Here is a 25,314-nt window from a genome sequence, read left to right as displayed (position 1 = left end):
TCTGTTTTATTCACTTATATTCACATCTGTGTAAATTTAGCTTTCTAATTTTCATTACTGATAAATTGAATTTCAGCCAACACTCTAAAGCTCACAAATTGTAATATTATTAAAGAAATGGATTATTTCATCCCTAATTTATTTATACCAGGTGTTGCTAAATGTGGCACAACTACCTTACATGATCTACTCTCTACGCACGAATCTATAGGAATGTCTTCTTTAAAAGAACCTCACTTCTGGACCTCTGCAGACTTTAATAATTACACTAAAGATGACATTTTAAAGTACAAAAATCTTTTTACCACAGAGCGAAAGGAATATTTCGGAGAATCATCAACTGGCTCTTTATTTTACCCAAACCTATTTATCTCTAGATTAAAAGAAGCCAATACAGAAAAAACAAATATAAAATTTATAATAATTCTAAGAAATCCTATAGACAGAGCATATTCTCATTATTGGTGGTGTAAAGGTTCTGGAAGAGAACGATTAAAATTTAAAACTGCTTTTTTTAAAGATCAAAATTCTAAAATTGAGTATTATAATGAATGGCCTAAACATTATTATCAATTTGGTTTGTTCTCTAAATGGATTAGTCCTCTTATAAATGAATTTGGCCAAGAAAATATTAAATTTATAACCCTTGAAGCTTTAAACCAAAACACAACAAAAGTAATGAATGACTGTTTTTCGTTTTTAGGGTTAAAAGAAATGGAGCACATCACAAACATCAATAAAAACAAAACTATTATTTTAAAATACTCACGTTTCTATAACTTATCACGAAAAATTTCTAAAGGAGAATATAAATTCACTAAAATTGCAAAATACTTTCTTTCTACAAAAACGATTGACAAAATCAGGATTCTTTTAAACGAAAAACTTTTCAATACTTTATCTACAAATAATAAATATCCTAAATTATCATTAGCAGACAGAATTTGGACTAAAAACTTCTATGAAGATGATGTAAAAAAACTAAAACACATTACAGGTTTATCTTTTAATGAATGGGCAGATTTTAATCAAGAATGAGTTTCTTAAAATCATCATATTATAATGCGGTTGCCACTGGAATAACGATTACAACTCGATTAATAGTCAACAAAATAACCGCACTTTTTATAGGACCTGAAGGGTTTGCTATTTATGGTCAATTTAAAGATTTTGTTGCCTTAGGAATTTCCTTTTGTCAACTTGGAACTGAAAATGGAGTTATTAAACATATTTCTGAAAACAAATCAAAACCCAAAGAGTTAAAAAAAATAATAAGTACATCTCTCAAAATCAACACAATATCATCTTTTGTTATTTTAGCACTTGTTCTCTTTTTTAAAAAGAAAATATCCGTATTACTTTTCCAAGATTCTCTTTATGAAAATCACATTATAATTATTGGTGGTTCACTATTTTTTATTGCATTACACAATTTAATTCTTTCCGTTTTAAACGGACTCCAATCCTTAAAAAAATATATTTTCATATCAATAACCTCAACAATACTTACAAGTATTTTATCTGTTATTAGTGTATATTTTTATCAATTAAACGGACTCATCTTCAGCATTGCTCTTAACCATCTCGTCGTTTTTACTATTAGTATAATGTTTGCTCTAAAGAAACTAAACTTAAAGATCTCTGTAACTGATTTTAATTTAAAATATTTCAAAAAAATGCTCAATTTTTCATTAATGAGCTTATCTGGAATGATTTCATTAAGTCTTTCATTACTATTTATAAGAACACTTATTATTAATACGGAAGGAACAAATGCGGCTGGAATTTGGGATAGCGTATGGAGAATCTCTGCTTTATATCTCCTTTTTCTTAACTCGTCATTTAAATTTTATATTCTTCCAACTTTCTCCTCTTTACGGAACACAGAATTAAAATCGGAATTATTCAAAATTTGGAAAATTACTTTTCCTGTAATACTGGTTATTACGTGCTCTATATACTTTTCCATGAGCTTTTGGATTCCTTTTCTATTTTCAAAAGAATTTATAGCTATTAGCAGCATTATATTATTTCAATTATTAGGAGATATTATTAAAATCCATTCTTGGACTTTGGGAAATATTCTAATAGCTAAATCACAAACAAAAGGATTCGTACTTACGCAAATAATTTGGGCTATAATCTTTTGTTTTCTTTCTTACCTTTTAATCAAATCTCAAGGCTTACAAGGTATTACTATAGCTTATTTTTTAAGCTATTTAGCCCACTTTTTGATACAAAATATAGCTGTGAAAAATATTCTTTGGTTTCCTAAAAACTATTAAGCTTCTTTACAATCTCTTCTACTTCCTCTTCTTTTAAACTCGGATTAATCGGCAAACTCAAAACTTCACTATGAATTTGCTCTGATACAGGCAAGTTTATATTGCTTAACTCACTGTAAGCTGATTGCTTATGAATAGCAATTGGATAATGAATTAATGTTTCAATTCCATTTTCTAACAAATAAGATTTGAGCTTGTCTCTTTTTTTACATCTAATTACAAATTGATGAAATACATGACCGAAATCTGATTCGAACTTAGGCAATACAACAGATTTATTTTTTATCTTATTTAAATAAGTACCTGCAATTTCTCTTCGCTTAATATTATCCTCATCTAAATACTTAAGTTTAATTCTTAAAAAAGCAGCTTGCAATTCATCTAAACGACAATTAAACCCTTTTATGTCATTTTCATAAATTTCTATTCTCCCATAATTCCTTAATTTAACTAGTAAATTTGCTAAGACATTATCATTAGTTGTTATCGCACCGGCATCTCCCAAAGCACCTAAATTTTTTGTTGGGTAAAAACTAAATGCCGCTGCATCAGATACATTGCCTGCTTTTCTTCCATCTTCAAAAACAGCTCCATGAGCTTGAGCCGCATCTTCTAGCAGGATCAAATTAAAATCTTTTACTATCTGTTCTAAAGCCTTTACATTGTACAAACAGCCATATAAATGAACCCCTAATACAACTTTGGTTTTAGAGGTAATAAATTTCAAAATATGATCTGGACTTATATTATAAGTTTCTATGTCTGGTTCTACCAAAACCGGTTTTAAACCCGAATTACTTATTGCTAAAACGGAAGCTATATAAGTGTTGGCCGGAACAATGACTTCATCACCATTTTGAAGTAACCCCATGACTTTATAAGCCTCAAAAATGAGTTGAAGAGCATCTAATCCTGAACTAACCCCAATACAAAATTGAGTACCACAGTAACTTGCAAATTCACTTTCAAACAGCTCTACCTGATTTCCTAAAATATAAGTTCCTGAATTCAAAAAAACATCAAATTGTTTTTTAAATTCTTCGTGATATCTCACATTAACTTCTTTTAAATCTAAAAACTTTATCATTTAAAAACTTCTTCAAGATTAATAATCAAATCTGTAGAAATTTCAAATGTCCTTTGAGCTATTAAATTTGCTCCAAAACTTTCTTTCCAATAAGCCAAACCTCTATCTATTTTCAATGTTTTATCGGTTGCAGAACTTCCAAAACTGATAAAATCGTATGCTTTATATTTTTCAATAATACTTTGAAACAAAAAGTCTAAAGCTCCTGTATCTATTCTATTTTCGGAACCTGAGCTATATTGAAAATGAGCAACATTTTCAGTAATAAACATAACCACTCCCGCGAGCATAATGCCCTTTTGGTAAACTGCATAAAATTTAATATTATCAGAAAACCTCTCCTTTAACATATTTATCTCGCGATGTGTATGAACTGGGGTAACATTAAACTTTTCTAATAAATTTTTAGATAAAATATCGTTCCAAAACAACTCCAATCCATCTTCTGATAATACTAGCTTATTAAGCTCTGCTTTTTTTAATGCTCTTTTCCTATTTCTATTTAATTTTATTTTCCTTCTAGCATCAATTACATAATAACTATCCACTTTAACACACTCTAAACTTAATATTTGAGCAAAAAACTCAAATTCTTGAGTTAACTTAGAATGATAAATGAATGGTATTTCTCTAATAAATAGTCTTTTTACACCTTGACTTTTAAAATAATCCAAAAGTCTACCAAACAAAACAGCATACATTTCACTTCTTACTTCATCATTTATTAATAGGCCTCCATAACTCAACCCTCTATGAGAAACCACATCTTCTCCTTCTTTATTCGCTGGAAAAATTCCTACTAACTTATTCCTTTTAAATATTAACAGAGAAAAATCTTCAAAACGATCGCTATGATATTCCATAAAATCTCTATGAAATAAAAAAGTTCCATTTTTAGACTTAGCAACAAAATCATTCCATTGATTAAAAAATTCCATGGAATACTTCAAAACCTTGAAATCTTCAAATTGCTCGTTCATACGTTCTATTTAATTTTGGTCTTCTTGATTTACCACCCCAAACAACGAACTACCAAACATGAGTAAAATAATACCATAATACATTATATAGGTTACAAAATGCGCCACAACAGCTCCTTTAACACTATCGAATAAATCTATAAAGTAGATACTTGTCGTATACAACGTAATAATCAAAAATGCTTCGGTTAGAATATAATGCCAGAACATTTTTTTTGCTAAAAACTGATACGCGATTACTGTAGACAACACCTTTAAAAAGTCTCCTAATAACTGCCACAAAAACAAATCTTCAACAGGGCGGAATTCATCGGTTAAAACAACACTTACAATAATACCTTTCAATATGTAAATTGCCACAAGTCCAATAACCAAAATGGGAATTATGATTTTATAAAAACCAAAAACTTCTTTTCGAAACTCTTTAACATCATCAATTTCTGAAAATCTCGGAAGAATATACAAAGCCATCAACGACGTTACCATCATTAAATAATACTTCGATATTCGGGTCATCGCTTCCCAAAAACCGGCATCCTTATAGCCAACATGTTCTACAATATACATCCGTATGGCAATAGCTACCACTGGCAATAAAACAGCAGAAAACAAAGCCATTAAAGCATAAGAACTCATTTGTTTTAAGAAACTGAAACTAACACCTTTTACTCTTATTAATGGAATTAAACTTCTTCGGTTAATGATTCCGACTAAAGTGATTAAAAAGATTAAAGATTCTGCTATTGCTACCGAAATTAAAGCACCCTTAATCGCATTCTGATAAATTAAAAGCAACGCTACGGCCATGCTTAAAATTTGTCCGATGATATTAATAACAATAAGAATCTTGTACTTAGAAAAGCCATTCATTATTGAAAATGAAAACATATTCAGTGCATAAAACGGTAATACAAAAGCAAATACCTTTATAACAAATGCATAATTATTATAAGACGGAAAAATGAGATCATTAATTAAATCAGCATTGAAGTAACAAAAGAAAGACACTAAAACTGTAGACATAAACCCTACATAAAACACGGTTGAAACAACCTTACTAAGTTCTGTAACACTTTCTTTTAATTCGGAAATATACTTTACAGTTCCATTATATAATCCTGCTATGGATATGGTTTGAAAAGCACTGACAAAATTCTGTAAATTACCAATAAGAGCTAAACCAACAGGCCCTATAAAAACGGCAATAGCCTTAGATGTTAATATCCCGGCTATTAATCTAGTAATCACAGACGTTGTTTGTAACGAAGTAACTTTAATTAAAACGTTATTATTTATGTAATCTATTAATTTTTTCAATTAATTGAGATAAGTTAACTAATTTGTAATGTAGCAATTTAATTTAAATGTACAAACACTAAGCGTTAACAACAAGCAAACGTTTTATTTTTTTAAAATGTAATATAAATTCACGCAAAGAATAGCGGCATTGGTAATGATAATGGGCTTCGCTGCGGGTTCTAACATAAAACCATAAATGACAAACAACAAACAGCCTATTGAATTCACGATTCTTAGTTTTGTAACGGCTTTCATTAAGAATGACAATAACAATGTAGCCATAGCTGCATAGCCAACCCAATCGGTTAAAGAAATATCCAAAATTTCCATAGTGGTCTTTAGTTTTAAATGCTTGTTGTAAGTTAAGAATTTTTTGATTTAAATATTATTTTACCTCAAATGTTCATTCGACCTCAAAAAAAAAAAGGAACACCACATGAGCATTCCTCTTAAATAATATATTTTTTATTCTTCTTTACACTGTTTTGTTTCGCTTACGCTCTACTTCAGTTAAAAAGATTTTACGAATACGTAAATGATTTGGTGTTACCTCTACGTACTCATCCTTTTGGATATATTCTAAAGCTTCCTCTAAGCTAAATTTAATAGCAGGCACAATTTTAGCTTTATCATCGGCTCCAGAAGAACGTACGTTACTTAATTTTTTAGTTTTGGTAACATTAACAGCCATGTCATCTCCACGAGAATTTTCTCCAATTACCTGTCCTTCATAAATCTCTTCTCCCGGATCGATAAAGAACTTACCTCTTTCCTGTAATTTATCGATAGAATAAGGAATAGCTGTTCCTTTTTCCATAGATACTAAAGATCCATTTTGACGTTCAGGAATCCCTCCTTTTAGCGGTTGGTATTCTTTAAACCTGTGTGCCATAATAGCTTCACCTGCAGTCGCTGTTAATAACTGGTTTCTTAATCCGATAATTCCACGAGACGGAATCATGAATTGACAAACCATACGGTCGCCTTTAGCTTCCATACTTAACATTTCACCTTTACGTAGGGTTACCATTTCTACAGCTTTTCCTGAAACGTTTTCAGGTAAATCAATTGTCATTTCCTCAACTGGCTCACATTTTACACCATCAATTTCTTTGATGATTACCTGTGGCTGACCTATTTGAAGCTCGTAACCTTCACGACGCATGGTCTCGATTAAAACCGATAAGTGAAGTACCCCACGACCGAAAACCATAAATTTATCGGCACTATCTGTTTCGTTTACTCGTAACGCTAAATTTTTCTCAAGTTCTTTTGTTAAACGATCTTTAATGTGACGAGATGTTACAAATTTACCATCTTTACCAAAGAAAGGCGAATCGTTAATGGTAAACAACATACTCATTGTAGGCTCATCGATAGCGATGGTTTTTAATCCTTCCGGATTTTCAAAATCGGCAATAGTATCGCCAATTTCAAAACCTTCAAGTCCTACAACAGCACAAATATCTCCAGCTTGAACTTCATCTACTTTTTTACGGCCTACACCTTCAAAAATATGAAGTTCTTTAATTTTATTTTTAACAACAGTTCCATCACGTTTTACTAACGAAATGTTTTGTCCTACTTTAAGTTCTCCTCGTGTTAAACGTCCAATAGCAATACGACCTGTAAACGACGAATAATCTAAAGAGGTAATTAACATTTGTGTTGTTCCTTCTTCGATTTTTGGAGCTGGAATATGCTCGATAACCATATCTAATAATGGCTCGATATTTTCGGTTTGCTTAGTCCAGTCTTCACTCATCCAGTTGTTCTTAGCCGAACCGTAAACAGTTGGAAAGTCTAACTGCCATTCTTCAGCTCCTAATTCGAACATTAAATCGAATACTTTCTCATGAACCTCATCAGGCGTACAGTTTTCTTTATCTACTTTATTAACAACCACACAAGGTTTCAAACCTAAATCGATTGCTTTTTGTAGTACGAAACGTGTTTGTGGCATTGGCCCCTCAAATGCATCTACCAATAGTAATACACCATCAGCCATATTAAGTACACGTTCTACCTCACCACCAAAATCGGCGTGACCAGGAGTATCAATAATATTGATTTTTGTGTCTTTATAAATAACAGATACGTTTTTAGATGTAATTGTAATACCTCTTTCACGCTCTAAATCGTTATTATCTAGAATTAAATCACCTGTATTCTCATTTTCCCTGAATAACTGACAGTGATACATAATTTTATCAACCAAAGTCGTTTTACCGTGGTCAACGTGCGCAATAATTGCAATGTTTTTAATATTAGCCATAATAGTGCCTGAATTTAAGGCTGCAAAGGTACGTCTTATTTTTGGATTTAGTTAATTATTTGTTATAATTAAAAAACGCTATAATTTCAGTTTCAATTTTACGTTAAAGCATTGTATGAATACAAATAATATGTATTTTAACTTCCGAAAAAAATCATTTAATTTCTCTCTAACAAATGAAAGTAATAAACAAATATTCAGTCATTGTACCTTATCTTTATTTTATGGCAGCTTCAGCCTATTGGTTTACAGTTATCAACAGAATTGAAGGCATAACCGCTTACCCTATATTATTGCTTGGATTACCGTTTTTATGGCAACTTCTAAAGCCAAACAAGCAGTTAAATTTCACTCTTGGAATTACCTTTGTTTGCTTATCTTCATATTTAATTTTTGGTTACTTACTGAATGTATCAAACCTCGCTAGTTTTTTACCACAAACCAATGCTCTACCTTTTAGAGGTGGCATATTTGTTATTTGCAACTTATTAATGGCATTATGGATTATTAGAAATAGTTTAAAAAGAGCATTCTAAAATTGACTATCTTTGCGGCTTAATTTTTGAATTTACTAAGCAGATGAATCTTCAAGACATTCCTAAAATAAAACACGTAAACTCTAATAATTTTTTCCTGCTTTGCGGCCCATGTGCTATTGAAGGCGAAGATATGGCGTTGCGTATTGCAGAAAAAGTAGTATCAATTACAGATAAGTTAGAAATTCCTTATGTATTCAAAGGAAGTTTTAAAAAAGCCAACCGAAGCCGTGTTGACAGTTTTACAGGTATTGGTGATGAAAAAGCATTGAAAATTTTACAGAAAGTTTCTGAAACTTTTGATGTTCCAACCGTTACCGATATTCACGAAATATCGGATGCTGCTTTTGCTGCTCAGTATGTTGATGTTTTACAAATTCCGGCGTTCTTAGTACGCCAAACCGATTTAGTCGTTGCCGCTGCTAAAACTGGTAAAGTGGTTAACTTAAAAAAGGGGCAATTCATGAGTCCTGAAGCGATGAAACATGCGGTACAAAAAGTTAAAGATTCTGGAAACGACAAAGCATGGATTACCGATAGAGGCACAATGTTTGGTTATCAGGATATGATTGTCGATTTCCGTGGTATTCCAACCATGCGTGAATATGCGCCTACCGTTTTAGATGTCACCCACTCTTTACAACAACCTAACCAAAGTCATGGTGTTACTGGTGGAAGACCTGATATGATTGAAACTATTGCCAGAGCCGGTGTAGTAAATAACGTAGATGGTTTATTTATTGAAACTCATTTCGATCCTGCTAATGCAAAAAGTGACGGGGCCAATATGCTTCATTTAGACAACCTTGAAAACCTATTAAGCAATTTAGTAGCTATCAGAAAAACAATTAACAATCTGTAAATAAAAGTCTTTAATGACAAAACACGCTGTAAAACCTATTCTATTAGGTTTAGCATTTTTATTGTCGAGTTTCACAATATGTGCCCAGGAAAATAATTCCTCGAAATACACTGAAAACAACAAAGGTAAATTCTTTATTAGCTGGGGAGGAAACCGTGAACGTTATTCAAAATCAGATATCACATTTAAGGGAGAAGATTACAACTTTACAATTAAAAATGCCACAGCGCACGACAAACCTAAAGGTTGGCATATTGATTATATTAACCCTACCCGTATTACAATTCCGCAAACCAATGTAAAAGTGGGTTATTTTTTCTCTGATAAATACACAGTTTCATTAGGTATTGATCATATGAAATACGTTATGGACCGCAATGAATCCAGACGATTAGATGGGTATATTGATTTACCAGAAAGCGAAACCGGTTCAGTCTATAATGGCATTTATGATAATGATGCTTTTTTAGTGTCTGAAGACTTTTTAAAGTTCGAGCACACCAACGGCTTAAACTATGTGTATGCCGAAATTGCTCGATTTGACGATATCTCATCCATTTTCGGAATTATAAACACCGATAAATTTCAGATTAATTTCACTGAAGGATTAGCGGCGGGAGCATTAGTCCCGAAAACTAACACGACTTTATTGCTAAAAGACCGTTACGATGAGTTTCACTTATCAGGTTATGGTATTTCGGCTACTGCTGGATTGAATTTATTATTTTTTAAACATTTCTTCGTTCAAATCGATATGAGAGGTGGTTATATTAACATGCCGGATATTAGAACGACGAGCAACACCGCTGAAAGCGCTTCGCAACACTTTATGTTTATTCAAAATATTATTTCTATTGGAGGAATGTTTAGAATTTAATTTCCTTTAGAACATTTATAAATTTAAAAAAAAGCTTCCGGTTATGGAGGCTTTTCTTTTTATAAAAACCAAGCCTTTTTACTATTTGCCAAAGTTTGAGAAGCCGCGTGAAGTAAGACTACAAAATTATCATAATCTAAATCTTCTAAACTTCTAAGCTGAATAGACCTTACTTGTTTACGTTTATTATCATTTTTCAACATTGGAAATTCACTTTCAAGTAATACCCCTTGAACAAAAGCTACATCAACATAATTTGTTCCTTTCAAAATATTTAAATACAACATCGGTTTTCCATGGCAATTGTAAAACGGAATATTATAACTGCAACGTTCTACAATTTCCGGCAAAGTATTTAAAATTATACTTCTCACATAAAGCATTATGGATTGATAAGGCTCTATTTGATTTATAAAATATTCATCTATGGGTCTCAAACTTTCACGGGTTAATCAATACCATTCAAACTTAGTGAAATTTTATTTGTAAATATTGAAATTAATTTATTTACTTTGTAATTCAAAGTACTTTAATATGGAATCGAAAGACTATTTAAAAGACATTAGTGAAATTAAAAATTTAATGAATAAATCCTCTCGATTTATTTCACTAAGCGGCTTGTCTGGTGTTATGGCCGGAATTTATGCCCTTATTGGCGCAGCATATGCGTATTGGCTGGTAAGCAACTCTAAACAAGAGTATTTAATTTTAGATGGTACAGTATTTAAATTAGTACTTCTGGATTTATTTTTAGTTGCCCTATTCAGCATTGTCACAGCTGTTATTTTAACTACGCGAAAAGCTAAGAAAAACAGTTCTAAAATCTGGGATGCTTCTTCAAAACGTCTACTCATCAATTTTTTAATTCCATTAGTTGCAGGAGGTCTTTACATTCTCATCATTTTAGGAAATCAGAAATACGGTCAAACCGGAGCGCTAATGCTTATTTTTTATGGATTAGCATTAATAAACGCAGCTAAATACAGTATTGGAGATATCAGATATCTGGGCATAATTGAAATTATTCTTGGACTAGTTGCTGCCCTATTACCGGGTTACGGTTTTTGGTTTTGGGTCTTAGGCTTTGGAATCATGCACATTATTTACGGTACGTGGATGTATTTTAAATACGACAAAAATTAACTTTAAACCATGAACACTATGTTAGCTAATTACAAAAGAATAATTATTATTCTGGGTGCTATTTCGCTATTACTTGTAATTCCTTTTATTGCCATGCAGTTTAGTCCTGAAGTAAACTGGAATCTCTTCGATTTTATTGTTATGGGTATTTTATTATTAATCGTTGGACTTTTCTTAGAGTTAATTCTACGAACATTCCATAAGCCATCCGTTAAGATAGTTTTAATAGTTATATTATTTTTGCTGTTTATCTTAACTTGGGCCGAATTAGCTGTTGGCATTTTTGGAACACCATTTGCCGGAAGTTAGCCCACACAGGGCATTAGCCTTTAAAAATACACTATGAGTATTATTAATAACATAAATAAAGTTTTCGATCATCGCATTCGCTTAGGCATTATGTCTATTTTAATGGTGAATGAATATGCCGATTTCAATACGTTGAAAGAATTACTTGGTACCACTGATGGGAATTTGGCTAGTCATACGAAAGCTCTTGAAAAAGCCGAATATATTACTATTGAAAAACAATTTATTGGACGAAAACCCAATACCAGATATAGCACAACACAATTGGGTGAAGCCGAATTTAAAAAGCATATTGATGCTCTTGAAAAATTGATACATAAACAATAGCTCTATTTTTTTACACATTAACTTTGAAAAACAAAGTACTTTTAAAATGAATTTAAGAAAAAACCTTATCGAATGGCTGTTTAATATTTCTCAGAAAGTATACACAAACATGTTTAAACACCATAAACCCTGGGGAATAACTAAACAAGACCTTCTCACCTACCCTGATGAAAGTATAGGTAATCATCTGGGACTGTTCTTAGAAAAAAATAATTTTGAATTAATTGCCAAAGTCGAACGTCATGATGCCTATCATACCATTACAGGTTATGGTACTCATGTAGAAGATGAAATTGCCTTGCAATGCCTCTGTTTTGGAAACGGAAAACGAAGCATTTATCTGTATGGCGCCATGATTTTGGGTATTATAATTTTACCTGATTACTTTCCTTATTATTACAAATCATACAAATTGGGCAGAACCGCAAATCCCTTTCATCATTACGATTATAAAAAATTACTACATGTCAATATTCATGACTTTAGAGAAGTTATTTTTTCTAAATCTTATCTCAAACTAAAAACCTCATCTTATGAACAAATTACATTTTAGCTTTACAATTGCCCCCAGCTTTTTTAGCATTGGAACCATTCTATTCTTAATCCAGCTAATCATTAACAAAATAACCTTTATTACATTTATCGGCTTATACTATGTTCTTTTTGCTGTAATCATTAATAGTTTAATTGTTGTCACTTTACTACTTACCCTCATTTTCGATAAAAACAGAATAAATATTATAAAATCAATAAGCATAATAACTTGCAATATTCCTATTGCTATCATGTACTATATCATTATCATCAGTTACGCCATATAAATCATGACAAAATATCTAAAACCTATTATGATTACAATCCTTATTTCGTTTACAGGAATTCTTCTTAATAATTATTGGATTTCTAACAAAGCGAAACCTTATTTATACAATAGCGTTTCAAACATACCTGCTAATAAAGTTGGTTTATTATTAGGGACAGGTAAATTTTTAACCAACGGCTCAATAAACCTTTACTATAAATACAGAATTGATGCAGCCGCAAAACTTTTTAAAGCAGGTAAAATTGATATTATTTTAGTCAGTGGTGATAACAGCAGAAAAGATTACGACGAACCAACAATGTTTAAACAAGACTTAATAGCTTCAGGAATCCCCGAAGAAAAAATCCATCTCGACTATGCTGGTTTTAGAACATTAGACTCTGTTTTGCGGGCAAGAGATGTATTTGGTCTGAACGCATTTACTATTATCTCTCAACAATTCCACAACGAACGCGCCATATTTCTTGCACAATCGCATGGTATAAATGCTATTGCTTTTAACGCTAAAAATGTTAATGGCCGATACGGAATTAAAACCAAATTAAGAGAATATTTAGCCAGAGTAAAATCATCCATTGACTTATTGTTTAATGTTCAACCAAAAATATTTAGGTCAAAAATTTAATGTCAAATGAAATTAAAAACCCACTATTTAATACTAGGTATCTCTTTGTTAATAATAGAAATAATAATCGCATTGTACATCAATTCAGGATTTATTCGTCACACATTTGGTGATTATCTAGTTGTCATTTTACTCTACTGTACTATTAAAAGCTTCGTCAAAATAAGACCTACAGTTACTGCAATTGGTGTTCTTACTTTCTCCTATTTCATTGAATTTCTACAATATCTAAACATTGTCAACTTACTAAACCTTCAAGACAACAAGATATTGAGGATCATAATAGGAACAACATTTAACTTTTCCGATTTAATAGCCTACACTCTTGGCATACTAACTGTTCTAATTCTTGAAATAAAAGTTTATTACCATGAATAATCTCAAAACCTACATATATAATCGATTTAATGTTTTAATCTTAATATGCTTATCCATACTTTTTAGCATCTTGCTATTAATGGTTAGAATAAAACTGAATCAATCCTTTTTCTATATGTTTTTAATCTGGAATTTATTTTTAGCTTTTATCCCATTTGCTTTAACAAGCTACTTATCAACAAGACCTAACCAGCACAAAATTTCTTTTGGTTTATACTTTTTAACTTGGCTTGCCTTTTTACCGAATGCACCTTATATTATTACCGACTTTCTACATTTGCGATTCGGAAATCATCACTTGTTATGGTTAGATGTTTTAATGTTAGCTTCTTTCTCCGGCAACGGGATTTTGCTATTTCTTCTATCTGTAAAAGATATGAAACAAATACTCCTTCAACATTTCAGTGTTAACGTATCTAGACGCATAATAACATCTATTTTTCCTTTAACAGCATTCGGCATATATTTAGGTCGTTTTTTACGCTACAATTCCTGGGAAATCATTCAGAATCCATTCGAATTGTTTCAGGATATTTTAGATATAGTTATTCATCCGCAACTTCATTTTGAAGCCTGGATATTTACTTTTGCTTTCGGTATTTTCTTAGCACTTATTTATCGGACACAAGATATCTTTCATAAAATAACTCCGAAAGATTAGTCCACTTCACGATTTTTCTCCTGAATTTTTCTAACAATTGAAGTTGCTGTTCTTCTGGGCATAAATCGAGGAATTATCGCAAGTAACTTATTGAATCTACCCGGAATAGCATAACTCTTACCATTCAACATGGCTTTATATCCGTAGGTAGCAACAGCTTTGGCGCACCCCATATTAAAGGTGATTTTATTATTGCAGCTATCAGCAGAAACCGTTTGCTGAAAAGCTGTTTTTGTAGGACCAGGACATAACGCCGTTACAGTAACTCCGGTACCTTTAAGTTCATTAGCAATCGCTTCTGAAAAGGATAACATATACCCTTTCGAGGCATAATAAATTGACATTAACGGTCCTGGTTGAAAAGCTGCCAACGACGACATATTTAAAATGCGTCCAGAACCACGCTTTACCATCCCTTCCAACATAAGTTTCGTTAAATGCGTGGTTGCCAAAATATGCACGTGTAGCATAGCCAACTCGCGTTCCCAATCGGTATCAACAAACGAACCGAAGAGTCCGAAACCTGCATTATTAACCAATACATCAACTGTAATGCCATTAATTGCTTTCATAATTTCTGCTGCAACATTAGGTTGACTCAAATCCTTTGTTAAAACATCCACCTTACAATTGTAGGCTTCTTGAATATAGCTTTGAGCTTGAATTAAATTCTGACTGTTAATATCTATTAAAATCAAATCATATCCATCGTTAGCTAATAGTAATGAAAGTTCGTAACCTAAGCCCGAAGCGGCTCCGGTTATTAATGCAGTTTTAGTCATAAATTTTTAAAATAATTGGGGCATTAAAAGGCTAAATCTAATGTTTTCCATCCACATAATCCTGTAAATATGAAAAACGTTGAGTTAATTTGCCCTTTTCAGTGATTTTTGCGCGCTGTAACACACCATCTTTATCATTGTTGAAAAATGCCGGAATAACGTGTTGTAAAAACATGTCTCCAAAACCTTCGCTGGCATCTTTTGGTAATTCACACGGTAAATTATCTACGGCCATAACCGCAATAGCATCGGGTTTGGTATAATCAGTTTCCGATTCGGTTTTCGGATCGTAACCATAAATAGGATCAGCTATAGTTGAAGCACGTAACGTAGTTGCTACAGGGCCATTGACATCGCAACTAATATCTGCAACAACTTTTATTTTAAAATCATCAGATTTCACATCATCACGCGTATATAAATACGGCGCGCTGTCACCGTAAAAATGTCCTGCGATAAACAAATCGGTCTCCTTAGCAAATCGCATAAAATTAGATTGATAAGCTTCCGGATGATTAAAGAAATCGAAATTATCAATTACTTGTCCGTCTTTACGTTTATTATAGTCCAATACATCAATTTTACAATAAACCGGTTCGGCAAAAGTTTGATTTAAATATTCATCTACAGAAACCCGCTGAATCGCCATAGCATCTAACATGTCCTGTGATCCATTCGCGACTTTACCACTTCCGGTTAACAGGATTTTAATATTCGGAAGTCTTAGAGTTTTTAACTGCTGTATAAGTGCTTCCTGATTTGCTAAGGTTCCTGCCTTTGGTAATTGCCATGAATTATATTTTAGCCCCCAAGTTCGGAAGCCATTGTAAGTCCCTACAATTCCGGCATAGCGCCCGAAACCAATTAATCGGAAGCCTTTCTCGTTAACAATAGTCTCGTGATCGTAAAGTTCGATATTTTTCTCTAAAATTTCTTGTAGCAATTTCCGGTTGTAGGGTTGCTTTTTTATCGTATGCGAAAAGAAAAAGTACTTTTTGTCAGGTACTAAAGCATCAATGGGCACTTCTTTTACACCTATAAACACATCGCAATCGGACACATCGTTTGTAACCTCAAATCCTAGGTTTTTATAGGCTTCATCTGGAAACACACGAATGTCGGAAGCCTCGACTTTAAAGGTTGCTTCTGGAAATTTGTCGCGAACTTGCACTAATGCTGCTGGGGAAAATACCACACGACGATCTGGTGGATTTTTGCGTTCTTTAATAATAGCAAATGTTATGGGCATAAACTACTGATTTATTTGGCAATTAAGTTTAGTTGAAAATGAATTTGGAATAATTCTTGCTCTAAAATAGGAGGATTATTATTGAATTACAAAGTTTTTGATAACTTTGCGTTCGCGTTAAGGATTGAGGCCTTATTGGAGCTCCTTGAAAAGAGCGACTGCCGAAAGCCTGACCCGAAAGGGTAACGCCATACTTATTACATTAATATTGGGGTCGACTGGTTTTGACAGCGAGATTAATTGAACGGTAAGCACGTCGTGTAATGATTTTGAAACACGTTAAAGGCTAAATCAAACTTTAAACGGCGAGAATAACTACGCTTTAGCTGCTTAATCTGAATTATAGTAAGATTGCCTAGGCGCACAAGGTGCGCAAGCTAAATGTCTCCGGAAAGCCTTGGTTAACGGCGTTCCTTTTAGAGGCATCGTAAATGTTAACATAGATTAGGTAGTGCTTTGATGCCCTTTCGAAATTTAAAAAGCTAAGCTAATAAGTAGGTTGTCTTTAACCAGCTTTTAGTCGAAAAAACAAGAAAAGAATAAACGTGTAGAAAGCCCTTTGGTTACTTGTTTGGACGAGAGTTCGATTCTCTCCGACTCCACAAAAAAAATCCGTAAACCACTTATCTATAGTGATTTACGGATTTTTAATTTAACTTTATGTACGATTTCTGTACGGTCAATTTAATACTTAGCGCTTTTAACTATTTTCTCTGCAATGGTTTCTGCATTATCTCCACTATAAACTGGCACTCTAATTTCCTGATTATTAAATTCTGCTTTAATATCGCCAATGTGGTCTTTACTTATCGACTTATAATTCACAGACTCTACACTTCTAAACATTCCAAATGTTGATAATTCTATTACAATTTCAGACAGTCCAATCATAGTTCATTTATTTTGGGTTAATTGACAAGAACAAAATAATCATTTTATAACAACATCCTGTCTTTGAATATAATTAATTTTCTTTTACTTCACTAATTGAAAATTCTTTGATAATTTTTGGTCTATATCTTTCACGATAATTAATATCTTCAATTAATCGATAAGCTTTAAATTAGTTACATGCTAAAGCATAAAAAAACTCTTCAATATCACATTCTTTTATTTCTATTCATAACTACAGTCAATAATTATCTCTCAAAATCAAATGAAATATCACCTAGATATTCATCTTCACTAATTGAAGGAATAGTATTAAAACTATTTCCATCATTTGCTAAAAGATTATGAATTGTAATACCTTTAGAACTAAATGGTAAAATAGATGTTACCGGTTGAGAATTTTCAAAATAAACTTGAGAAGTTAGTGTGATTGCATATTTTTTTCCTTCTTTAATATCTAAAGAAACATTTATTTCCCTGAAATCCTCACTATTTGTATGGTCTAAATTGGAAATAAACATCTTACTTCCGTTATCAAAATCCCAAATTGTAAATTCTAAATCAGAAACTACAGCTGAAAGTATTGAGGATTGTGGAAGCGAATTGGATGGTATTCTAATGTAAGCCTTTGTTAATTTACCTTCCTTTGAAGCACTAAAAACATAACCAAATGTTCTTTCTAAATTAAACCCAGAATCATCCCTTGATTCAACGCCCAAAGCATTAACAAATTCATTGAAAACATTTACTTCTTGAATTACATCTTCTTCCCTATCAGAATCTGAAGAACAGGAAAAAATAAAAAGAACAAAAAAAGTTAAAATTGCTAAAATGTTTGATTTCGTTTTCATAATTAAAAGTTTTAAAAGTTGAAAACAAACTTAACTTGAGTGTTTGAAGGTAATGTCCAAAATAATCCAAGAAATAAAAAATAGGACAATAAATTTGAATTCACTATTTAAAACCCTGTACTAAAATCCTTAGAGTATTTATTTAAGCGCTCTCCTGCTTTAAAGCTCCTAAGTTTTGTTATTTTATTGGATTCAGGGTTATAATAAACCTCCACAAAGAATTTATCTATTGCGTAACAATTTATACAAGTTTCTCTAGTGATGTGATTGTCTAAATAAACTCCATATTGATTAACCGCTTCCATTCGTGAATTAAAATCTAATATGTTAAACTCATACAAAGTCATTAAAACAGAATATTAAAAACAGTTATAATTCCGTAAGCACTGAGTCCAATCACCATATAAATTAAGCCAACAATAAAAGATTGCTTATATCTATTGATATAATTATCAAAGTAATTATTATATCTTTTTTCTTCAAAATAGACATACACTAAAGATAGTGATTAAATATTTTTTTTATTTGGTTCATTTCGTGCATTTCCTGCACCAACATCTATAAGACTAATTTTTATATTTTCCGAAAATTCTCAAACAACAATTAGACTATACTTAAAGCAATTAATACACATTGTGTAATTACAATAACGATTAATAATGCAATTAAATACTGAGTGTTCTTTTTGGGGTCTTCTAACATCTTAATAATACTTAACTTAATTAAATCACTCTACATAAATAACAGTATATTCTGTAAGCTTTTTATTTTCAATAGAAATCAATTCTGCCAATTTTTGTAATTCCTTTTTATCTTCAACAGTATCAGAAGCTAAAACTAATCTTGTTATTAGTGAAGTAGCTACGCCCAACCAAGGCATACCAGTCACCCAACCTATTAGCGCTCCCGCTCCCATTGAAACACCTGTTTTAACCCCTCTATCAATTACTCTTTCTACAGCTTTATCAGTTGTTTGTTGGCCTATAAATACTTTTCTTCCTTCACTTAATGATATTATTAAAAAAGGTAGACCAGGTATTATCGATTCGATTATATCCTCTCCAAAACTATCATTCAAAGCCTCCAAGGGTTCATGTAGTTCTGCTTCTAAATCTTCTAGTGTAATATTACTATTGATTAAATCTTCGTTGAATTCAGAAATTTCTAATGTTGAAATTATATCAATATCGGGATATTTTTCAAAGGCTTCATTAATGTAACTTAATGAATTGGTCGCTTTTAGTTGTAGAGCTTCAGCGACAGTTCCATCAGCATTAAATATTTCTAAATCCCACCCTGGTTGATTTAATTCATCTGCAATTACGGCATATTGACCTGTTTCCAATTGAATATCTCCAACTAATTCACCATTATTTAATTTATCTCTTACTTCTATTTCAAAAAGCTTGCCTTTCCAATTACTGATAATACCAGTAAGTTGTTCGGAATCCAAATTCTCTAATTCATCTAAATTTTTGTTAGGAAAACTAATACTAAACGCTTCTTTCATTCGAGGTGTTAAAGAAGCATAATCGATTTTATCAGCCAAAAAAATTGAACCTATAGCTGTTGCCGAAGCTATTGAATCAGTTAATGAATCCTGTCTTCTTTTGATGTATTTGTCATAAATACTATTAAGACTATTTACATCTACATTAGCATATTTTTTATGTAATTCATCTAATGAGTTCATATTATAAACTTAATAATGAATAAAACGTAAAGAAGTGAAATAGCGAAAACAGAAATAAGTCTATAACTTTCTAGCTTCTTAATTTTATTCTCCTTCTCCTTTAACTCCTCTTTTGCTTCTTCTAAATCATCCTCTAAGCCTGAAATTGACTTCTTAAAGTTATCACTATGAATTTTATATTTCGAATCTATAGATGAAATCTTCTTATTTAATTCTAAATTTTCAATTTTAAGTTCGTCAATAATTTTAATTCCCTGTTCAAAATCATGAATATACCCTTCAAGTAAATCAAATTTTTCATTTAATTCTGTTTTATATTGACTTAAAGTTTTCTGATGAGAATTAATATTTTTTTTAATATTTAAATCGTAACCTTCTATTTTTTCAAAAATTTTTTGGGTACTAAATTTTAATTCTTCACAAATATTCAATGCTTCAGCACATTTAATAAGACTTTCAGATGTTTCCTTTGAATATGAGTTTACTTTGTTCTTGTAATCAACTAAATCATTATGAATCCCAACTAATATTTGACCATATTTTTTTGAATAGTTTTCTACCTCCAATTTTAATTCATTGTAGCTCATATTGAAATATTATTTTCTAATACTAAATGTAATAAATTATATATTAATCAATTACGGTTTACCATAGTATAACTAATAATTCTTCTCCCATAAATTTCATAAAATATAACAGAATAAAAACACATTAAACACTACAAACCTGTAAGTGTTTGCTTATATTTGAAATTAACAACTCATTGCAGCAATAAAACAAAAATCAAAAGCAATGTTGCTTTTATGGGTATTATAAACAAATTAAAAGAACATACAAGAAATGATTAACGTTCCATTTCTAAATAAAATAATAATGAAAATAGCTTCAGAGGTTCACAAATCTCGCATTGAAACTTTAGAAAATCGAGTTTTGGAAATGGAGAAAGACAAAAAAGTTACAGAAACCAAATTAAATGATTGCCTTGAAGCTCTATCTAAATTGGATGACCGTCTTTATGCTGCGAATTTGGATTCATCAAAAGCTGTTGGGGCAATAAATGCTCTTTTACAAAGCGGAAAATTACATTCATTAACCGAAAATAAAGAAGGAAATGTTGGTTAATAATACTTATAATGAACTTGAGTTATTAACTCAAAAAATTGAAACAAACACAGCAGATTTAAAAGATTATCAGCGATATGAAATTCTTTTACAAAATGGAGGTTTATCAAAAGAATATATTTATAGCTATTTGAATCGAGCTGGTTTTAATGATTGGAATGAGTTATTAAATGCTAGAAAAGAAAAGGAAAGAGCTAAAGATAATAATGCAAAATTAATCGGAGGAATTATCGGTCTAGGACTTGGAATTTTGATTGCCAAATTATTTAGTGAAGAATAAAAGCCAGTTAACAACTGACTCATCAATAATTATTTGCTCATCTAATTCATAACCTTTAATAGTACTTAAATCCTGCCTAAGTCGATTAATAAATTCATTTGCGGTAATTTTCACTAAATCCATTGTAGATTTTTAGGTTAACTTATTTGCCTAAAAATAGAGCATAAGTTTTAATGAAAAATGTTTACTACAAAGAACTTATTCACATCTAGGAATAAATTATAAACAAACAGAAAACCGACAATTGTTGTATAAATGGTTGTAGAAAAAAGGCATAAAAAAAGGTAAGTCTCTATCTATAAGCTTCTTACCTTCTTTATCTGCTCCCCCTCTTGGGCTCGAACCAAGGACCCTTTGATTAACAGTCAAATGCTCTAACCAACTGAGCTAAGGAGGAGTGTTAATGCGTTGCTTTCGCTAAGCGGTTGCAAATATAAGACCCTTTTTGATAAATCATCCCCTTCATGAAAAATAATATTCCCCTTTTTTTACCCCTTTTATCACTGGAGAATGTATTCAAGTTTTATATCTTCGTTAAATACCTAAATGTGTAGCTATATATACACAGAAAATTATTTAACAGTAAGAATGAAAAAAGTAAATGTTGTTGCGGCCATTATTAGGCATGATGATAAAATTCTTTGTGTACAAAGAGGTGAAAACAAACTCAGCTATATTTCAAAAAAATATGAATTCCCAGGTGGTAAAATAGAAGAAGGAGAAACTTTAGAGGACACTATTATAAGGGAAATTAAAGAAGAACTTGAAATGGATATAAAAACTGAAAAACCATTCATTACGGTTAATCATCAGTATCCAGACTTTCATTTAACAATGCATACATTTATCTGTTCATGTGAAGACCCAACCCTAACACTTACAGAACACATAAATTATAAATGGTTAAAACCTTCTGAATTAAAAGATTTAGACTGGGCTGCTGCTGATATCCCTATAATGGAAAACCTAATAGCTTAAAATGGATTATAAAAGTTTATTACAAGATAGCATCAAAACAGGATTTTTAGATCTTAATATAGCTTCAAATAAAAATTTAAGGCCACAATTCCTAACTAATGACTCAAAAAATGGAAAAAAGGTTTTAACCACTATTATTAGAGAATTAGAATTATGTGAGGAATTCTGGTTCTCTGCTGCATTTGTAACAACTGGTGGAATTGCTACCTTAATAAACTCCTTAATTGAATTGGATGCAAGGAATATAAAAGGTAAAATATTGGCTTCTCAATATCTTAATTTTACTCACCCTGAAGCTTTACGTCGCATAAAACAATTCAAGAACATAGAATTAAGAATTGTAACTGAAGGTGATTTTCATTCCAAGGGCTACTTATTCAAAAAAGACAATATTTTTGACCTTATTATTGGAAGTAGCAACCTAACCCAAACAGCTCTTTGCACCAACAAGGAATGGAACTTAAAAATTACCGCATCTAATGAAAGTGAAATTATTGATCTAGCTGTCAAAGAATTTAAAAGTGAATTTGAGAACGCCAGAATAGTAACAGAGGAATATATTTCAGAATATGAACTTATTTGGAATAAAAAGAAAACCTATGAATTAAAACAATTTGAAAAAGAAGAATCAATTCTGGGTCAAAAAATAGTTCCAAATATGATGCAAGAAGAAGCTCTTGCTAATATTGAACATTTAAGAAATAACAATCAAAACAAAGCCTTGTTAATATCTGCTACTGGCACAGGTAAAACCTACCTCTCTGCATTTGATGTACAACGATATAAACCTAAAAAGTTTCTATTTTTAGTCCATAGATTAACAATTGCCAAGGAAGCTAAAAAAACATACCAAAAACTATTAGGCCCTAACATTAAAATGGGCATTTATTCAGGAGATACTCAAGATATAGATGCTGATTACATTTTTTCAACAATTCAAACTATATCTAAACAAAACCATTTAGATAGATTTTCTCCCAGTCACTTTGAATATATTGTAATAGATGAAACACATCGTGCAGCTGCATCTACATATCAACGCATAATGAATCATTTTAGCCCTGAATTTCTCTTAGGTATGACAGCCACACCTGAAAGAACAGATGGTGATGATATATTTAAAATGTTTGACCACAATATTGCATATGAAATAAGGTTACACAAGGCTCTAGAGGAAAACATGCTAAGTCCATTTCACTATTATGGTGTCACTGATTTAACAATTGATAATAAGGAAATTGATGATTTAACTGATTTCAACTTATTAACAGCTAAGGAAAGAGTTAATAGAATTATAGAGCATGCTGAAAAATTTGGCTGTGATGATGGCAATATTCGAGGTTTAGTGTTTTGCTCAAGAAATGATATTTCACAGGAACTATCTAAAGAATTTAACCAATTAGGATACAATACTATTGCTTTATCAGGCGCAGATCCTGAACATATACGACAAGAAGCTATTCAACGATTAGAAAGTGATGATGACTCTATTAAATTAGACTATATATTTACTGTTGACATCTTTAATGAAGGTATAGATATTCCAAAGGTAAATCAAATCATTATGCTTAGACCTACACAGTCTGCTATTGTATTCGTACAACAACTTGGTCGAGGTTTACGTAAAGTAAAACAAAAAGACTATTTGACCGTAATAGATTTTATTGGCAACTATAACAATAATTATTTAGTTCCTATTGCCTTATATGGAGACACCTCTTATAATAAGGACACTATAAGAAAATTAATATCTTCAGGAAGTAATTCTATCCCCGGGGTTTCAACAGTTAATTTTGACCGTATTTCTAAGGAAAAAATATTTAATTCTATTGATTCTGCCAATATGCAGTTAAAAAAGGATTTAACTAAAGATTACAACTTATTAAAGTTTAAGCTTGGCAGAATTCCAATGATGATAGACTTTTTAGAACACGGGGCCAGAGACCCTGAGTTGTATGTAAACTATTCTAAATCCTATTTTAATTTTGTAAAAGCTCAGGAATCTGATTCAACCTTTGACCTTGATGAAAGACAAATAAAACTTTTAGAACTATTTTCATCAGAAATAAACAATGCTAAACGTATTGAAGAAACATTGATTTTAAAAGAATTAATTAATGAAGAACATTTAGATGTAAATCATTTTAAAGGTTATATTAAATCAAAATATGCTTATAACGTATCAGATATAACTATAGATTCTTGTATCTGTAATCTCAACTTTGAATTCATAACAGAAAGAAAAAACTCAAGTTTAAAGCCTGTTAGGGATATATACAATTTGAACATTGTAAGTAAACAAAATAACCTGATTATTATTGAAAATGATTTTAAAACATTACTAGACAACTCTACTTTTAAAACGTTTTTACTAGATAACATCAACTACGCTATTTCAAAATATGACCAATCATTTAACCCAAATAAATTTGTAAATGGATTTAGCCTATACCAAAAGTACACACGTAAAGACACCTTTAGAATATTAAATTGGAATCAGAATCCTTTAGCTCAAAATGTTGGTGGATACATGGTATCATCTGATAAATCTAACTGTCCAATATTTGTGAATTATCATAAAGATGATGATATCTCTAGTACAACAAAATATGAAGATGGATTTTTGGATAATGAAACTTTTGAGTGGATGTCTAAATCAAGAAGGACACTAACTAGTAACGACGTTGTAACCATTAGAAACTATAATAAAGGGTTAAGACTACCTCTCTTTATCAAAAAAAGTAATGATGAAGGTACAGAGTTCTACTATATGGGAGATTTAACACCAATAGATACCAGTTTTAAGGAAACTAGGATGCCCGATGATAAAGGGTCTGAAGTATCAGTTGTTAAGGTTGATTTTAAATTATCTCCACCTGTAGAAGATTCCATTTATAATTACATTACAAAAACACTATAACGGACATATGGAACTACCTCATTCAGATCTAATATCAATCCCTAAATTATCATCAATATTTAAAAGCACTAGTGCTACTTA

28 protein-coding genes, 1 tRNA gene and 1 other RNA gene are annotated in these 25,314 nt (G+C 31.3%); 17 read left to right on the top strand and 13 right to left on the bottom strand.

From position 1 onward, the window contains the following. Window positions 1–117 precede the first annotated feature (117 nt). Both ICJ84_RS03540 and ICJ84_RS03535 read left to right on the top strand, forming a co-directional pair. The gene (locus ICJ84_RS03540; protein WP_188214972.1) at window positions 118–1,038 is read left to right on the top strand and encodes a sulfotransferase domain-containing protein; all 921 of its coding nucleotides are present in this window, start codon (window positions 118–120) and stop codon (window positions 1,036–1,038) included. Next, window positions 1,035–2,285: an O-antigen translocase gene (locus tag ICJ84_RS03535; RefSeq protein WP_188214971.1), complete on the top strand. Its 1,251-nt coding sequence runs from the start codon at window positions 1,035–1,037 to the stop codon at window positions 2,283–2,285. Before ICJ84_RS03540 ends, ICJ84_RS03535 begins: the two co-directional genes overlap by 4 nt. Here ICJ84_RS03535 and ICJ84_RS03530 read toward each other — a convergent pair. The 5 genes from ICJ84_RS03530 to typA all read right to left on the bottom strand — a co-directional run bounded on the left by ICJ84_RS03530 (window position 2,272) and on the right by typA (window position 7,926). After that, on the bottom strand, window positions 2,272–3,372 hold the full coding sequence (locus ICJ84_RS03530) for a DegT/DnrJ/EryC1/StrS family aminotransferase (protein ID WP_188214970.1): 1,101 nt from the start codon (window positions 3,370–3,372) through the stop codon (window positions 2,272–2,274). The genes ICJ84_RS03535 and ICJ84_RS03530 overlap by 14 nt on opposite strands. Beyond that, entirely contained in the window at window positions 3,369–4,352 is a 984-nt protein-coding gene (locus ICJ84_RS03525; RefSeq protein WP_188214969.1) for a GNAT family N-acetyltransferase, read from the bottom strand. The genes ICJ84_RS03530 and ICJ84_RS03525 overlap by 4 nt, the downstream gene beginning before the upstream one ends. A 9-nt stretch (window positions 4,353–4,361) precedes the next feature. Continuing rightward, a complete protein-coding gene (locus ICJ84_RS03520; RefSeq protein WP_188214968.1) occupies window positions 4,362–5,669 on the bottom strand; it encodes an O-antigen translocase in 1,308 nt (435 codons plus the stop codon). A gap of 84 nt (window positions 5,670–5,753) precedes the next feature. Further along, complete coding sequence (locus ICJ84_RS03515; protein WP_188214967.1) at window positions 5,754–5,981, bottom strand: uroporphyrinogen decarboxylase; 228 nt, start codon at window positions 5,979–5,981, stop codon at window positions 5,754–5,756. Window positions 5,982–6,126: 145 nt separating this feature from the next. After that, on the bottom strand, window positions 6,127–7,926 hold the full coding sequence (gene typA, locus ICJ84_RS03510; protein ID WP_188214966.1) for a translational GTPase TypA: 1,800 nt from the start codon (window positions 7,924–7,926) through the stop codon (window positions 6,127–6,129). 176 nt (window positions 7,927–8,102) lie between these two features. Here typA and ICJ84_RS03505 point away from each other — a divergent pair, with 176 nt between their 5' ends. Genes ICJ84_RS03505 through ICJ84_RS03495 form a run of 3 tightly spaced genes read left to right on the top strand, consistent with a single transcriptional unit; the run spans window position 8,103 to window position 10,201 of the window. Continuing rightward, window positions 8,103–8,462, top strand: a complete 360-nt coding sequence (locus ICJ84_RS03505) for a hypothetical protein (protein ID WP_188214965.1) — start codon at window positions 8,103–8,105, stop codon at window positions 8,460–8,462. Window positions 8,463–8,505: 43 nt separating this feature from the next. After that, entirely contained in the window at window positions 8,506–9,324 is an 819-nt protein-coding gene (gene kdsA, locus ICJ84_RS03500; RefSeq protein WP_188214964.1) for a 3-deoxy-8-phosphooctulonate synthase, read from the top strand. 13 nt (window positions 9,325–9,337) lie between these two features. Next, window positions 9,338–10,201 carry a hypothetical protein gene (locus tag ICJ84_RS03495; protein ID WP_188214963.1) on the top strand — a complete coding sequence of 288 codons (864 nt, stop codon included), beginning with the start codon at window positions 9,338–9,340 and terminating at the stop codon, window positions 10,199–10,201. A gap of 59 nt (window positions 10,202–10,260) precedes the next feature. On the opposite strand, the gene ICJ84_RS03490 is transcribed toward ICJ84_RS03495, so the two are convergent. Then, entirely contained in the window at window positions 10,261–10,638 is a 378-nt protein-coding gene (locus ICJ84_RS03490) for a DUF1801 domain-containing protein (protein ID WP_188214962.1), read from the bottom strand. A 97-nt stretch (window positions 10,639–10,735) separates the two neighbouring features. Between ICJ84_RS03490 and ICJ84_RS03485 the strand changes: the two genes are divergently transcribed. From ICJ84_RS03485 to ICJ84_RS03455, 7 genes are all read left to right on the top strand, one after another. Continuing rightward, window positions 10,736–11,344, top strand: a complete 609-nt coding sequence (locus ICJ84_RS03485) for a hypothetical protein (protein WP_188214961.1) — start codon at window positions 10,736–10,738, stop codon at window positions 11,342–11,344. A 9-nt stretch (window positions 11,345–11,353) separates the two neighbouring features. Continuing rightward, window positions 11,354–11,653 carry a hypothetical protein gene (locus ICJ84_RS03480; RefSeq protein ID WP_241748676.1) on the top strand — a complete coding sequence of 100 codons (300 nt, stop codon included), beginning with the start codon at window positions 11,354–11,356 and terminating at the stop codon, window positions 11,651–11,653. Window positions 11,654–11,686: 33 nt separating this feature from the next. Further along, entirely contained in the window at window positions 11,687–11,980 is a 294-nt protein-coding gene (locus ICJ84_RS03475; protein ID WP_188214960.1) for a winged helix-turn-helix domain-containing protein, read from the top strand. 46 nt (window positions 11,981–12,026) lie between these two features. Beyond that, complete coding sequence (locus ICJ84_RS03470) at window positions 12,027–12,533, top strand: Coq4 family protein (protein ID WP_188214959.1); 507 nt, start codon at window positions 12,027–12,029, stop codon at window positions 12,531–12,533. Between the two features lie 295 nt (window positions 12,534–12,828). After that, the gene (locus ICJ84_RS03465; protein ID WP_241748675.1) at window positions 12,829–13,428 is read left to right on the top strand and encodes a SanA/YdcF family protein; all 600 of its coding nucleotides are present in this window, start codon (window positions 12,829–12,831) and stop codon (window positions 13,426–13,428) included. A gap of 6 nt (window positions 13,429–13,434) precedes the next feature. After that, the gene (locus tag ICJ84_RS17100) at window positions 13,435–13,806 is read left to right on the top strand and encodes a ribosomal maturation YjgA family protein (protein WP_188214957.1); all 372 of its coding nucleotides are present in this window, start codon (window positions 13,435–13,437) and stop codon (window positions 13,804–13,806) included. Further along, window positions 13,799–14,467 carry a DUF1361 domain-containing protein gene (locus tag ICJ84_RS03455; RefSeq protein WP_317173642.1) on the top strand — a complete coding sequence of 223 codons (669 nt, stop codon included), beginning with the start codon at window positions 13,799–13,801 and terminating at the stop codon, window positions 14,465–14,467. Before ICJ84_RS17100 ends, ICJ84_RS03455 begins: the two co-directional genes overlap by 8 nt. On the opposite strand, the gene ICJ84_RS03450 is transcribed toward ICJ84_RS03455, so the two are convergent. Continuing rightward, the gene (locus ICJ84_RS03450) at window positions 14,464–15,249 is read right to left on the bottom strand and encodes an SDR family NAD(P)-dependent oxidoreductase (RefSeq protein WP_188214955.1); all 786 of its coding nucleotides are present in this window, start codon (window positions 15,247–15,249) and stop codon (window positions 14,464–14,466) included. The two genes, ICJ84_RS03455 and ICJ84_RS03450, sit on opposite strands and share 4 nt — an antisense overlap. A 37-nt stretch (window positions 15,250–15,286) precedes the next feature. Beyond that, entirely contained in the window at window positions 15,287–16,492 is a 1,206-nt protein-coding gene (locus ICJ84_RS03445) for an NAD(P)-dependent oxidoreductase (protein ID WP_188215431.1), read from the bottom strand. A gap of 216 nt (window positions 16,493–16,708) precedes the next feature. Here ICJ84_RS03445 and ssrA point away from each other — a divergent pair. Next, window positions 16,709–17,103, top strand: a transfer-messenger RNA (tmRNA) gene (gene ssrA / locus ICJ84_RS03440). Between the two features lie 79 nt (window positions 17,104–17,182). Here ssrA and ICJ84_RS03435 read toward each other — a convergent pair. The 4 genes from ICJ84_RS03435 to ICJ84_RS03420 form a co-directional block, all read right to left on the bottom strand. Further along, a complete protein-coding gene (locus tag ICJ84_RS03435) occupies window positions 17,183–17,389 on the bottom strand; it encodes a hypothetical protein (protein ID WP_188214954.1) in 207 nt (68 codons plus the stop codon). A gap of 248 nt (window positions 17,390–17,637) precedes the next feature. After that, window positions 17,638–18,240 carry a hypothetical protein gene (locus ICJ84_RS03430; RefSeq protein ID WP_188214953.1) on the bottom strand — a complete coding sequence of 201 codons (603 nt, stop codon included), beginning with the start codon at window positions 18,238–18,240 and terminating at the stop codon, window positions 17,638–17,640. 727 nt (window positions 18,241–18,967) lie between these two features. Next, the gene (locus tag ICJ84_RS03425; protein ID WP_188214952.1) at window positions 18,968–19,933 is read right to left on the bottom strand and encodes a hypothetical protein; all 966 of its coding nucleotides are present in this window, start codon (window positions 19,931–19,933) and stop codon (window positions 18,968–18,970) included. Further along, on the bottom strand, window positions 19,930–20,520 hold the full coding sequence (locus ICJ84_RS03420) for a hypothetical protein (RefSeq protein WP_188214951.1): 591 nt from the start codon (window positions 20,518–20,520) through the stop codon (window positions 19,930–19,932). The genes ICJ84_RS03425 and ICJ84_RS03420 overlap by 4 nt, the downstream gene beginning before the upstream one ends. Before the next feature lie 286 nt (window positions 20,521–20,806). Here ICJ84_RS03420 and ICJ84_RS03415 point away from each other — a divergent pair, with 286 nt between their 5' ends. Then, window positions 20,807–21,055 (top strand): hypothetical protein, encoded by a 249-nt coding sequence (locus ICJ84_RS03415; RefSeq protein WP_188214950.1) that lies wholly within the window; start codon window positions 20,807–20,809, stop codon window positions 21,053–21,055. Continuing rightward, complete coding sequence (locus ICJ84_RS03410; RefSeq protein WP_188214949.1) at window positions 21,045–21,335, top strand: hypothetical protein; 291 nt, start codon at window positions 21,045–21,047, stop codon at window positions 21,333–21,335. Before ICJ84_RS03415 ends, ICJ84_RS03410 begins: the two co-directional genes overlap by 11 nt. 323 nt (window positions 21,336–21,658) lie before the next feature. Here the strand turns inward: ICJ84_RS03410 and ICJ84_RS03405 are convergent. Beyond that, window positions 21,659–21,732 (bottom strand) — tRNA-Asn (locus ICJ84_RS03405). Window positions 21,733–21,923: 191 nt separating this feature from the next. Here ICJ84_RS03405 and ICJ84_RS03400 point away from each other — a divergent pair. Continuing rightward, window positions 21,924–22,313: a (deoxy)nucleoside triphosphate pyrophosphohydrolase gene (locus ICJ84_RS03400; protein ID WP_188214948.1), complete on the top strand. Its 390-nt coding sequence runs from the start codon at window positions 21,924–21,926 to the stop codon at window positions 22,311–22,313. 1 nt (window position 22,314) lies between these two features. Beyond that, window positions 22,315–25,233, top strand: a complete 2,919-nt coding sequence (locus ICJ84_RS03395) for a DUF3427 domain-containing protein (protein WP_188214947.1) — start codon at window positions 22,315–22,317, stop codon at window positions 25,231–25,233. The last annotated feature ends 81 nt before the right edge of the window (window positions 25,234–25,314 follow it).

It is taken from the genome of Aestuariibaculum suncheonense (assembly GCF_014596935.1).
Taxonomy (GTDB): Bacteria; Bacteroidota; Bacteroidia; order Flavobacteriales; family Flavobacteriaceae; genus Aestuariibaculum; species Aestuariibaculum suncheonense.
The sequence above is the reverse complement of the archived record's forward strand: the minus strand, read 5'-3'. Positions and strand labels throughout refer to the sequence as shown.